Origin of the sequence: Streptomyces rishiriensis (assembly GCF_003112535.1) — a bacterium.
Taxonomy (GTDB): Bacteria; Actinomycetota; Actinomycetes; order Streptomycetales; family Streptomycetaceae; genus Streptomyces; species Streptomyces rishiriensis.
Window position 1 is genome coordinate 309,115 of sequence record NZ_BEWA01000013.1, and the last position, 11,998, is coordinate 321,112.

An 11,998-nucleotide genomic window follows, 5' to 3' on the forward strand; every position below is an offset into this window, starting at 1 on the left:
CCGTGTGGGGTGGGTTTCTTGGAGCGAGGGCCGGCGCGGGGTGTCAGTCGTTGAGGTGGACGGTGATCTCGTTCGGGTCCTTTCCGGTGAGGTAGGCGGCGCTCATGATGTAGGCGGTGCCGCCGCGCAGGGCGATGGAGGTCGGGCCCTGTAGCCCGTCGGCGGCGGTCAGGACGGTGGTGTGGGTGCCATCGGGCTGGACGAGGGCGACCTGGTTGACGGTGTCGAGGGCGGCCAGGATCTGGTCGCCGTGGCCGGTGAAGGCGAAGTCGTCGATGCCGGTCAGGCCGGTGGCGGTGATCTGGACCGGGCCGGCGGTCCTGTCGGGGCGGATCGGGATGCGCACGATGGTGCCCTTGTCCAGGTTGGTGGCCCAGATCGCGCCGTTGTGGACCTTCAGGCCGTTGGCGCCGAGGAATCCGGCCGGGGCCAGTGCGGGGTCGGTGGACCAAGCGGTGGCGGTGCCGCCGGCGGCGGGCACGCTCCAGACGGCGCCCTCGGAGTCGGTGATGTAGAGGGTGTGGGTGCGAGCGTCCAGGGCCAGGCCGTTGGGCAGGCTGTTCGCGGGCATCGCGGCGATCCGCTCGGGCCGGCCGCCGGGGTGCATGCGCCACACGCCGGTGAGGTCGGCGGTGCCGGTGGCGTACAGGAAGTACAGGGTCCCGTCGTGGTCCCGGGTGATGCCCACGGTCAGCGGGAAGCCCAGCGCCGGGGTGTGCACGCCGCCGTCGGCCGGCAGGGGCATGGTGGCAAGGATCCGGACGGCGCCGCCGCGGGTGACCTCGGCGACCTGGCGGCCCTTGGCGAAGGTGACGTACTGGTTGCCGTGGCGGTCCAGGGCGATGTTCTCAGGCGTCTGGCCCGCGGCCAGGTTGAAGTGCACGGCGGTCCGCGGGTGGCCCAGCGGGGCGGACGCGGCCGACGCCTGGGTCGCGCCGATGGTCGCGACCAGGCCGGTGGCCACAGCGGCGGCCGACACGGCGGTCTTGGAGAGCTTGGAGAGCTTGGTGAACATGGTTCCTTCGCAGGTTCCGGGCATGCGGCGGCGATGCCGACGCACAGGAAATGGATGGGTCCCGCCCCGGGCGCCAGGGCCACGGCAGGCAGCGGCCGCTACCCGGCCGTCCCCCGCAGGGACTGCTCCGAGTATTCGGTCGGGGCGGAAGGCGCAACCACTCCCTGGCGGGGATACGCACCGCCTGGGCTGGCCGCCCGGTGGGGCCGGCGCTGGAATGGACGTCGCCGCACCAGCGATCCGCAACACAGCCCAGCCCCCAGGAGGACCCTTTGAGCACCAGCGTCAGAGAATCCGACCCCGTCGAAGCCCAGGACGCGTCAGAGTTCGCCTTCACCCGCCGGGTGTGGGTCGATGCCGCACCCGACCGGGTCTACGGCCTGGTCAGCAACGTCTCCGCGATCGGCCGGTGGAGCCCGACGGCGAGCGACGTCGCCTTCGATCCCGGCGCCGGACCCGAGACCGGCGCCTGGTTCAGCGGCACGAACCGCCGCGACGGCAGGCAATGGACCACCCGGTCCCAGATCGTGACGGCCGTCCCCGGCACCGCGTTCGCGTTCGTGGTCGGCGGCGCCGCCGACGGCATCGTGCACTGGAGCTGGACCTTCCACCCAGCGGGTCGCGGAACCGTCGTCGAGCAGTCCTGGCGACTGCTGCGCCTCGACCCGGTACTCGGCACCGACCGCGCCGACCTGGAGCGCCTGCGCGACTTCATGGCCGACAGCGTCGACATCACCCTGCTCTCCCTCGCCCAGTGGATCGCCGAAGAACACCGTCCATGAACACCGGGCCGCCCCGGGCCACTCCGCCGTCGGCGCGTCCACGAGGATCCGACCAGGCGGCGGTGCCTGACACCGGCAGGGAGTGGTCGGCTGCCGTACGGCTGCCCATGCTTGGGGCCATGGACAGACGACGACAGCTCGGCGAGTTCCTGCAGACCCGCCGCGCACAGCTGCGACCGGAAGACATCGGCCTGCGGGTGTTCGGCGATCAGCGCCGGGTGCCGGGACTGCGGCGCGAGGAACTCGCCCTGCTGGCCGGGGTCAGCGCCTCGTACTACTCCCGGCTGGAACAGGGCCTGTCGTCCAACGCCTCCCCGCAGGTCCTGGGCGCGATCGCCCAGGCCCTGCGCCTGAACGACGCCGAGCGCCGGCACCTGCACGCCCTGGCCGACGGCGCGAAGACACAGCCGACCGGACGCCGACCGGCACCGGAGAAGGCAGGCCCGGCGGTGCGGCAGCTGCTGGACGCCCTGGCGGACGTCCCGGCCCTCGTGCTCGGCCGGCACAGCGACGTCCTGGCGTGGAACCGCGCCGGACACGCGCTGTTCGCCGGACATGTGGACAGGGGCGGCCCCGACCGCCCCGGGCAGCGGCCGAACATGGCCCGCCTGGTATTCCTGGACGGGCACACCCGCGAACTGTACGAGGACTGGCAGGCCAAGGCCCGGGCCGTGGTCGGGACGCTGCGCCTGGCCTCCGGTCGGTTCCCGAACGACCCGGCGCTGGCCGCGCTGGTCGGAGAGCTGTCGGTGAACAGCGCCGAGTTCGCGGGCCTGTGGGCCGACCACCGGGTCAAGGCCGGCGACACGGCGCTCTACCAGATGCGTCACCCGCTGGTCGGCGCCATGACCGTCACCCAACAAGCCCTGCGTACCGAACAGGACCAGCACGTCGTCATCGCGACCACCGAGGCCGGCTCACCGTCGCGGGCCGCGATGACACTCCTGGTCCACACCGCGGCCACCAGCCCGGACCGCTCCGAGCCGGCCACCGAGGAATCCCGCGCGGTGCCGCTGCCCGAGTAGCGGGCTCCCGGCACCCCCTCCCCCCCTTCTCCGCCCTCCTGTCTCACTCGGCAGCCGTCCCGGTCGTGTGCCGCCCGGTTCCGACGGAGCCCCGCACTCGTGCCTCCGACGGAGCCCCGCATGCCATGGCACAGAGGTTGTCGATCACACGCAATGCCGTCCCCGCCGCCGGCAGCCGAAACGGACTCTTACCTTGGCATTTGCCGTGGAGCGGCGATGAGGGCGATGGCGATCGCGCCGCCACCCACCGGCGGCAGGCCGTACGTACCGAGCGCGGAAACGGGCGCGTTGCGCGAAGCCGTCGAATCGAAGCGGGAACGAAGAGCCAGGTCCGCAACGGCACTCCACGCGCGCCGCCCACGTGACCTGACAGATCCCTCCGCGCCCCCGCACAAAGACGTCGGGCATCCCTGTTCAGTCGCGACGGCTTCGCAAGGTCGGCCCCTGCTTCGACGAGCCCGAACACGAGCAGGGCCGCATCGCACGGGCCATGTCCTCCGCTCAGCGTCGTGCCCGTAGCGTGCCCTTCAGAGCGGCCAGCCACGGTCGGCAACGGTGCCACCAGCCACTCACACCTGCGGCGACACAGCGAATCTGTGCGGGTCAGAAGCCCTTCATGCCGCAATCCTCCCAAGCTGAGGACGCCACAGCGCAATCACACGCCGTGCTGTACGGCAGCCTCCCACGCACCCGACCATGGCCGAGGGCAACTCCATAGCCCGAGGAGGAGAGCGCATGGCGGACGGGGAAGCGGCAATCCGCGCTGTGGCGCGCCGCGCTGACCACGTGTACTGGGTACGGGAGTGGCCCGACAAGCCGACCTGGCGGGACCGGCTTCGCCGATGGATGGACCCCGCGTCGTACCACTTCGACCGGACCGCCACCCCGCCGGAACCCTGGGTCGACCGGCCCGCCGGCTACTACGAGCGAACAGGCTGGCGCATCCGTGCGGCCTACGTCAGATCCGACCTGGCTTTCGAGGTCGAGTACGTGGTCTGCAATCCGTGCAAGATCGGCTGGGTGGAAGCGCCTTACGCCTACGAGGGTTATAAGCGCTGCGGCCTCGCCTCAGCCGCTCTCCGGTCCGTGCGCAGTGTCTACCCGGGAGTCCAGTGGCACACGGGCGGCGGCCATGTCCGCGAGGCCGAGCCCTTCTGGAGTGCTGTCGGCGTCGGCGTGGCCGGCGGCTACACCCAGCGAGGAAGATGCCGTCATGTGGAACCGCGGCGAGCCCAGTGAGCATGAAGACACTCCCAGGTCCGTGACCAGGGCACATGTGATGGCCGCCCCCTCTCGGTTTCCGTCTCGTTCAGCCCGTTCACGGCCGTTCAGGCGAGACCAGGGGCGGTACACGCTCAGACGTCCGGCCGTCCATGAACGCAGGTCGAGGCAAGTAGCTTGACGCCGTGGACGATGAAGAGATCCCCCTCAGGCTCACACGCGATCAAGCGGTCGTGCTGTCGGACTGGCTCTACCAAGTCATGTTCCGGTCCAACGACCTTGAGGGGATCGTGCACGACCGAGCCGTCTGGTCGCCGATCCACGCGATCTCCGGGACGCTGGACAAGACGCTGAGCGAGATCTTCATGCCCGACTACGGCCCACGTCTTGAAGCAGCCAAAGAACGTCTCCGCGCCGATCTGTACGGGGAAGCTGACGATCCGACGACCGCGGGCCAGGACACGGCCGACGCACCACGAGCGCACCGGATCGAGCGGGGAACAGCGCGGAACCCCGGTGAAAGCGAGCGAGGGCGATGAGACTCGGTACCGGGTGAACGACCACCTCAGCAGCCGTACTCGCCGCGAATGTCCGCAGCTTCCCAAGCTCGTGGTCAACCGTTGCCGGTAGCCTGGGGCGGTGTCGATCGATCGTGGGTCTGAGGGGGCCCTTCAACTGAAGTGGCAGCTGGTGGGCCACGGTTGGGCACGGTGCCACCTGGCTGATGGCGCTCAGGCGGCGTCGGTGATCGCCAGTTACTGCACCGACGCGTTGGCGGACCTCGTAGCCGGAACAGGCGAGCTGTATGGGCAGCAGCGTTCAGCCCGGTTCTTCTTCGACGCGGAGCCCCAAGAGATCCGCTGGGTGCTCCGCACAGTGGATGACGCGATCGACGTGACCGTCTACACGTTCTCCGACATCGCCGTCAGCCCTGACCTTCCGGACTCCGACGGCGCGGTGATGTGGCAGTCGGCCCATCCGCGACCCACATTCGCTCACGCTGTTTTGACTGCGGCCCACAGTGTGCTCAAGGAGCACGACGAGGCCGGCTATCTCGCCAGATGGGCCATGCATCCCTACCCCGTCGCGCTGGTCCAGGATCTCCGCAGGCTGCACATCCGCGACGACGTCTGCGACCTGCCCCACGACCTGTCGTGCCCGTAGGGGCACGCGGGGCCGTCGACACAGAGGGAAAGCACGGTGTTCTCGGGGCTGGTGGAATCCGCGGGTCGCGGCCGAACCGCTCTCGCCATAGGCCCTGTTGAGGCTCGCCGAGCCCTGTCCGGCCCGATCCGGCCCGGCCCGTCCGCGAGGTTCGCTCGACTCTTCATTAATTCTCATGCGTCGCACTACGGCGCCCCCATACGATCCCGTGGCAGCCCGCACACCAGTGCGCATACGAGCACCGTGTGCGGGCATCCAAACAGGAGGGACCACTTGACCACGTCCTTCGGCCCGCGCCAGCGTGCCGTCCTCGCCCTTCTGGGAGCCCTCGGCCTGTCACTGGCCGCGGCCGTGTCGCCCGCGAGCGCGGCCGGCGGAACTCCCACCGCACCCACCCAGTTGTTCAACGGCAACCGGAACTGCTCGACCGACGCGGACCGGCCCACGTACCTCTGGGCCGGCGGCAACGTCGTCGTCGAGGGCATCCCCGGGACCACCGACGCCGCCGACAACTCTCCGATCGGCGTTCGCTTCCAGGTCTGGCCGGTCGCCGACCCGTCGCACGTCGAGACGGTCACCCATGACCGCGCCGTCCCCGGGTTCGAGTCCCGCAGCCTCCTGCCCGGCGACATGCTCGCCGACGGGCAGACGTACGCGTGGCGGGCGCAGACGGTGGCGGGGGCCGCGGCCTCGGACTGGTCCGCTCCCTGTTACGTCACGATCGACGACACCCGCCCGGCGAGCGCGCCCCACGTCACCTCGCCGAACTACCCGCCGAACCGGTTGAACCAGGGCGGCGACCCGGTCCGGTTCACGTTGAGCGCCAACGGCGACGACGATGTCACCGGGTTCCAGTACTCCTGGACACAGCCCGTCCCGGTCGTCGTCCTCGCGGACATCGGCGACCACGGCATCCCGCAGCCCCGCGACCTGTACGCGGACTCGGCGCACTTCGTGCGCGCCGACGCCCCCGGCGGTTCGGCCACGCTCGACCTGGTTCCGCCGTACAGCGGCGGCGGAACCCTGTCGGTGCGCAGCCTCGACCGGGCCTTCAGCCCGTCGGAGACGACCAGTTACCGGTTCCTCGTCGGCAACACGGCGCCCACCATCGCCCCGGCCGACCCGTCGCCCGAGTTCGGCGACACGACCACGTTCACGCTCCGGCCCGACGCCGTGCTCCAGTCGAAGAGCCCGGTCGTCAGTTACTCCGTGCGCACCTTCGGCGGTCCGGACGGCGACAGGACCTTCGACGTCGCGGCAGCGGCCGACGGCACGGCGACGACGGAACTCACGATCGACGGCATCACCGGCGAGCGTCTCGAAGTGACCAGCAGGAGCGCGAACGGCTGGCTCAGTGACGCGGCATCCTGGGGCATCGACTACGACACGACTCCCACCGTCGCGTCCGACGTCTACCCCGAGAACGGTTCCGGCGGCGGGGCGGGCGTCCCCGGCTCCTTCACGTTCACGCCGAGGGTGCAGGGGATCGTGAGCTACACGTACTCCTTCGATGCGGGACCGGAGGTCACGGTCGCCGCGGGAGCCGACGGCGCCGCGCACATCGACTGGACCCCGGACTCGGACGGCGCTCACGACCTCCAGGTCTACGCGACGACCCGTACCGGCATCCCGTTGGCCGCCTACTACTACTCCTTCACCGTGGACTGAGTCCGCGAACCGGCAGCCGACCGCCGTTCGGCCACGCCCGGGCCCACCGCAGCCGGCGGTGGGCTTTCCGCGGCCGGCCGGCCGCAGCCGCCGCGTCCCGGGTTCAGGACCCGGCGCGGTAGCGGGTGAGCATGAGGGCGACGGCTTCGTCCACGACCGCGGTGTCGGTGGGGTCGGGCGGCACGAAATCGGTCCGTACGAGCTGGGGCCACAGGAGCCGGCCGCAGATCACGCCGAGGAACTGCTCGGCCACGGCGGATGCCGGCTGTGTCGCTCCGTCGGTCGAGCGGAAGACGAGCGTGCCGGCCTGCTCTTCGGCCAATATCCGTGGCTGACGTCGGGAAGGGCGAGGGCCGCGCGGCGGACGGTGTCCTGGAGCCGGTCACGGGCCGCGCTCACCGGGCCGTCCGCGTGCCGGTGCCGTAGGTGCGCGGGTCGACGGGCCGCTCGGCCCTGGGCAGGTGGGCGACGACCAGCCGGTAGGAGTCGGTGACGAGCTCCCTGACGAGCTCCTTGTCGACGTCTTCACCGCTCTCCAGGGTGATCCAGTGCTTCTTGTTCATGTGGTAGCCGGGGGTGATGTGGCTGTACTGCTCCCGCAGGGCGCGGGCCTCGTCGGGATCCGCCTTGAGGATCACGACGGGACGCCCCGGGACCTCGGTCATCAGCATGAACACCTTGCCGCGCACCTTGAAGACCTCCCAGTCGGGGCCGAAGGGGTGCTCCAGCCGGGCTCCGGGGAGTTCCTCCGCGCAGTCGGCGGCGGTCTTCTGCAAAGTCGATCCGTTCATGGGCGGTGGGCCTCCCGGATGGTGCCGGACTGCGACGGCGAAGGGCGCGGAGGGCGCGGACGGCGCGCCGCGCGGTTGCGGCGGCACGTCCCATCCTTCCCTCGAAGCCGGCACGGCGGACGTTAGGCTGCGGACACGTGATGGTCGACAAGCGACACCCCAGACCGGGCGATCAGACCGGACCGGGCCGACAGGCCGGACAGGTCAGGCCGGGCGGGCAGGCCGGACCGGGCGCGGTTCCGCTGTACGGTTTCCAGCCCCCGGTCGGTACTCCCTACGGGCTGGAGGTGAGTACCGTCGAGGAGTTCTTCGCCCAGCACGACGACTGGCCGTGGAACCCGCCCCGCCCGGGCCGGGCCACCTTCCATTACCTGATCCTGGTCACCGAGGGCGAGTTGGCGCACGACGTCGACCACGTCACGCGGACCGTCACCCCCGGCCAGTGGCTGTGGGTGCGTCCCGGGCACGCGCAGTGCTGGCACCCTCCCGGGGCGGCCCGCGGCCCGTTCATCCTGTTCGAACCGGACGTGCTGCGGCCCGACCTCGCCCGTCTCATGGCCCCGCTCACCGCGCACGACGCCCCTGCCGTGCTGAGCCCGCACCCCGACGACGGCGCCTGGCTCCAGCAGACGGCACTCCAGCTCCTGGACGAACACCGTGCACTGGGGCGCCGCCCCCTCGACGTCCACCACGCCCTGCGGCGCAGCCTGCTCGAATCGCTGCTGCTGCGGCTGGCCAACTCGCCGGGCATCGCCCCCGCCACGGCCGGCACCGGCCGTGCCGACAGGTACGGACGCTTCCTCGACGTCCTGGAGCTGCACTTCCGCGAACTGCACCACGCCGCGGACTACGCCGCACTGCTCGGCTGCTCGGTCCGCACCCTCAGCCGCGCCGCCCGGGACGCCACCGGCAAGGGGGTGCGTGAGCTCATCGACGAGCGGCGCCTCCTCGAAGCCCGGCGCCTGCTGGGAAACGCCCGGTGGGACGCCCGGGCCGTGGCCCTCCACCTCGGCTTCACCGATCCCGCGAACTTCGGCCGCTTCTTCCGCGACCGCACCGGCCTCACCCCGGCCGCGTACGCGGCCCGCGACACCAGGACCGATCCGTGAGCAAGAGCGCGGCGGCGGCCCCGCGGACTCCGCGCCGTCCGGCCAACGGACGCTCCTGCTGCGGGACTCCGCAACTCCGGGACTCCGGGACTCCGGGACTCCGGGACTCCGTCGACGCTCAGGAGACCGTCTGCTGCCGGCGCAGCTCGAAGGAGATGTGCGGGGACAGCGCGCGGAGGAAGTCGGGCGCGTCGAAGACTTCGCCGGCGGAGGCGACGCCCGCGGTGCGGGTCCGGCCGGTGAGGATGCGGTGGACCGCCTCCACCACGAGCGGTGCGCTGACGGCGTAGATGTCCCGGCCGCTTGCCACAGCGCGCCGTTCGACGCCGCCGGAACGTACGACGGCGTCGACGACGAAGGTCTGGTCGGACCGCCCGTCCTCGTCAGCCGCGGTCGGCGCCGGTGTGTCCGGGGCTGAGAGATCTCCGGCCGCCTCGGTCGTCATGTGAGTGCGTACCTCGGGGATGGCGAGATGGCTGGGGATGGTGACCACGTCGGCCATCGTGAACTCCCCGATGACCTCCCTGGCGCCCATCGGCTCGGGGAAGGGCCACTTCAGGAGAGCCGGCTTGTCGTCGTGGTACTCCAACCGCCCACCTGTGTAGCGGACGCGCCGGCCGCCCCGACGCTCGCCGGAGACCGCACCCGCGGCGCGCGTCCCGGCGGTGGGGCGCCAACTGCTCAGTCCGTAGGCGATGTTCGCCTCGTCGGCCGTCGTCCAGTCCCCCATCGCGGCGGTGGCCAGCAGATCGCCGAGGCCGCCGTAGAAGGCCATCGCGGGGACGATCACCACTCCTGCCGCGTGGGCGCGGTCAGCGAAGTGCGTGAACGTGTCGACGTTGGCCTCGATCTCGGCCGCCACATCGACATAGGGGATCCGGGCGCGCAATGCCGCCTCGATCACGGGAGCCGCCGTCGTCGCGAAGGGCCCGGCGCAGTTGATCACGGCGTCGACACCGTCCAGGGCGCGGTCGAGCGAGACAGGGTCGTCGACCGAGGCCGGCCGGACCTCGAGTCCCGGGCCGGATGCCGCCAGCGCCCGCAGCTTGCCGGCGTCGCGTCCGGAGAGAACCGGGACGAACCCGCTCTCCCGCAGCTGTGCCACCACGAAGCGTCCGGTGTGCCCGTACGCGCCGAACACCGTCACCGTCTGTCCCGATCCCATGGGCTCTCCCCCGCGCTCGAATGATCCGCTTGATCCGCTTGATCTGCGTGATCTGCGTGATCTGCGTGATCCGCTTGATGTGCTTCATTTGCGTGATCCGCTTGATGTGCTTCATCTGCTTGATCCGCTGCGAACATCCTTGCGGGGGCCGGCGCTCCACCGTGAGTGTCCGGAACGACGTACCCCGTACAGTTTCGGACATGGGTACCGTCGCGCTGGCCGTCACCGAGGGCATGCTGCACTTCGAACTGTCCATGGCGTACGAGGTGTTCGGCGCCGCTCCGGCCGGCGTGACCGTCCCCTGGTACGACGTCGAAGTCTGCGGCTCGGACGCCGTGCGGGTCGGCCGCTTCCGGCTGGAGCCCGACCAGGGGCTCGACCGTCTCCGGCATGCCGACACCGTGATCGTCCCCGGCTGGGCGGACACCGACGAGGATCCGCCCGCCGATCTCATCGACGCGGTGCGTGCGGCCCACGAGGCAGGTGCGCGCGTGGCCTCCCTGTGCACGGGCGCGTTCGTGCTGGCCGCCGCCGGCCTGCTGGACGGCAGGCGCGCGACCACACACTGGGCGCACACGGGGGCCCTGGCCGCCCGCCACCCGCGGGTGGAGGTCGATCCGGACGTGCTCTACGTGGACAACGGCAGCGTGCTCACCTCCGCCGGCAAGGCCGCCGCGATGGACCTGTGCCTGCACCTCGTCCGCCTCGACCACGGCTCGTCCGTCGCCAACGCCGTCGCCCGCCGCCTGGTCGTGCCGCCTCACCGAGCGGGCGGCCAGGCGCAGTTCGTCGCCGCCCCGGTTCCCACCCGGGACGACCACCCGCTCGCCGCGCTGTTCCCCTGGGTGATCGAACGCCTCGACCAGCCGCTCAGCGTGGAAGACCTGGCACGCCAGGCAGGGATGAGTTCGCGCAATCTGGGCCGTCACTTCAGCGCGGTCACCGGCACCACCCCTCTGCGATGGCTGCTGACACAACGGATCCGCCGCGCCCAGGAACTGCTGGAGACCACCGACGACGTCGTCGACGCCGTCGCGGCAGCCACCGGCATGGGCACCGCCGCGACGCTGCGCCGGCACTTCAACCGCACGGTCGGCGTGCCTCCGGACGCCTACCGCCGAACCTTCCGTTCACGGCCCGGCACAGACCCGACTGAGGACCACCGCCGACGTCAAGGCTGACGGGTCCCGGCCGGACGTCCCCGCTCGGCGAGCCTGGCGGACGGCGGCTCGTGCCATCCCAGGGCGGCGGACGGCCGCCAGGCCAAGCCAGGCCAAGCCAGGCCAGGCCGTGGGGGGATCGGGGGATCGCGTGCTCGTTGCGTGTGTCCGCCGGCCGTGTTTGGCTCGTCCGATGAACTTCCTGTTGACGGCGAGTGGCCTGCGCAACGAGACCCTGCGGGATGCGCTGCGGGACATGCTGGGAAAGCCGTTCGGATCGGCGAACATCGTGTTCGTTCCCACGGCGTCGGTCGCCGAGCCCGGGGACCACGGGTGGTTCGTCGCGGACATGAACCGGCTGCACGGCCTGGGCTGGCGGGAGTTCGACGTCCTGGAACTGAACGGTCTTCCCCGGCAGATGGTGCTCGACCGGCTGCTCCACGCCGACGTCATCTATGTCGAGGGCGGCAGCCACTACCACCTCGCGCGCAGCATCAGCGGCAACGGCCTGGCCGCCGGCTTCCTGGAGGCGCTGGAGAGCCGGGTCTATGTGGGGGTCAGCGCCGGATCGATGATCTTCAGCCGTCATCTCACCGCGCACTCCGCCGACGTCATCGGGGACGCCCCGGACCTCCATGCGCTCGGTGCGACGACCGTGGAGCCGCCGTTCGGCCTCTTCGACTGGTATCTCAAGCCCCACCTGTACTCGTCGGATTTCCCCGAGCGGGACGACGCCTGGGCTGACCGCATCGCTGCGCGGGCGGACTTCCCCCTCTACTTCATCGACGACGAGACGGCCGTTCGCGTGAGGGACGGCAAGGTGGACGTCGTCTCCGAAGGCCGGTACCGGTTCCATCCGTGACTCGACGCGTGGTGACCGGACGAGCACGCCGGTGAG

13 protein-coding genes are annotated in these 11,998 nt (G+C 71.0%); 9 read left to right on the forward strand and 4 right to left on the reverse strand.

From position 1 onward, the window contains the following. Positions 1–43: 43 nt before the first annotated feature. Positions 44–1,015: a hypothetical protein gene (locus Sri02f_RS24470; protein ID WP_109003432.1), complete on the reverse strand. Its 972-nt coding sequence runs from the start codon at positions 1,013–1,015 to the stop codon at positions 44–46. 272 nt (positions 1,016–1,287) lie between these two features. On the opposite strand from Sri02f_RS24470, the gene Sri02f_RS24475 reads away from it, so the two are divergent. The 6 genes from Sri02f_RS24475 to Sri02f_RS24500 all read left to right on the forward strand — a co-directional run bounded on the left by Sri02f_RS24475 (position 1,288) and on the right by Sri02f_RS24500 (position 6,875). Continuing rightward, positions 1,288–1,797, forward strand: coding sequence for an SRPBCC family protein (locus Sri02f_RS24475; RefSeq protein WP_109003433.1), 510 nt, complete (start codon positions 1,288–1,290; stop codon positions 1,795–1,797). Between the two features lie 119 nt (positions 1,798–1,916). Beyond that, on the forward strand, positions 1,917–2,822 hold the full coding sequence (locus Sri02f_RS24480; protein WP_109003488.1) for a helix-turn-helix domain-containing protein: 906 nt from the start codon (positions 1,917–1,919) through the stop codon (positions 2,820–2,822). Between the two features lie 735 nt (positions 2,823–3,557). After that, positions 3,558–4,061: a hypothetical protein gene (locus Sri02f_RS24485; RefSeq protein WP_109003434.1), complete on the forward strand. Its 504-nt coding sequence runs from the start codon at positions 3,558–3,560 to the stop codon at positions 4,059–4,061. A 167-nt stretch (positions 4,062–4,228) separates the two neighbouring features. After that, a complete protein-coding gene (locus tag Sri02f_RS24490) occupies positions 4,229–4,582 on the forward strand; it encodes a hypothetical protein (RefSeq protein WP_109003435.1) in 354 nt (117 codons plus the stop codon). Positions 4,583–4,682: 100 nt separating this feature from the next. Beyond that, entirely contained in the window at positions 4,683–5,207 is a 525-nt protein-coding gene (locus Sri02f_RS24495; RefSeq protein ID WP_109003436.1) for a hypothetical protein, read from the forward strand. 273 nt (positions 5,208–5,480) lie between these two features. Beyond that, positions 5,481–6,875 (forward strand): hypothetical protein, encoded by a 1,395-nt coding sequence (locus Sri02f_RS24500; protein ID WP_109003437.1) that lies wholly within the window; start codon positions 5,481–5,483, stop codon positions 6,873–6,875. 103 nt (positions 6,876–6,978) lie between these two features. Here the strand turns inward: Sri02f_RS24500 and Sri02f_RS24505 are convergent, their stop codons facing one another. Together Sri02f_RS24505 and Sri02f_RS24515 are read right to left on the reverse strand one after the other, a co-directional pair. Then, entirely contained in the window at positions 6,979–7,197 is a 219-nt protein-coding gene (locus Sri02f_RS24505) for a TetR/AcrR family transcriptional regulator C-terminal domain-containing protein (protein WP_245970761.1), read from the reverse strand. A 73-nt stretch (positions 7,198–7,270) separates the two neighbouring features. Continuing rightward, positions 7,271–7,666, reverse strand: a complete 396-nt coding sequence (locus Sri02f_RS24515; protein WP_109003439.1) for an MmcQ/YjbR family DNA-binding protein — start codon at positions 7,664–7,666, stop codon at positions 7,271–7,273. 287 nt (positions 7,667–7,953) lie between these two features. Here Sri02f_RS24515 and Sri02f_RS24520 point away from each other — a divergent pair, with 287 nt between their 5' ends. Continuing rightward, positions 7,954–8,775, forward strand: a complete 822-nt coding sequence (locus Sri02f_RS24520) for a helix-turn-helix domain-containing protein (RefSeq protein WP_218029893.1) — start codon at positions 7,954–7,956, stop codon at positions 8,773–8,775. A gap of 118 nt (positions 8,776–8,893) precedes the next feature. On the opposite strand, the gene Sri02f_RS24525 is transcribed toward Sri02f_RS24520, so the two are convergent. After that, positions 8,894–9,940 carry a saccharopine dehydrogenase family protein gene (locus Sri02f_RS24525; protein ID WP_109003440.1) on the reverse strand — a complete coding sequence of 349 codons (1,047 nt, stop codon included), beginning with the start codon at positions 9,938–9,940 and terminating at the stop codon, positions 8,894–8,896. 200 nt (positions 9,941–10,140) lie between these two features. Between Sri02f_RS24525 and Sri02f_RS24530 the strand changes: the two genes are divergently transcribed. Both Sri02f_RS24530 and Sri02f_RS24535 read left to right on the forward strand, forming a co-directional pair. Further along, complete coding sequence (locus Sri02f_RS24530) at positions 10,141–11,121, forward strand: helix-turn-helix domain-containing protein (protein WP_109003441.1); 981 nt, start codon at positions 10,141–10,143, stop codon at positions 11,119–11,121. Between the two features lie 172 nt (positions 11,122–11,293). Further along, positions 11,294–11,962, forward strand: coding sequence for a Type 1 glutamine amidotransferase-like domain-containing protein (locus Sri02f_RS24535; protein ID WP_109003442.1), 669 nt, complete (start codon positions 11,294–11,296; stop codon positions 11,960–11,962). Positions 11,963–11,998: the final 36 nt, after the last annotated feature.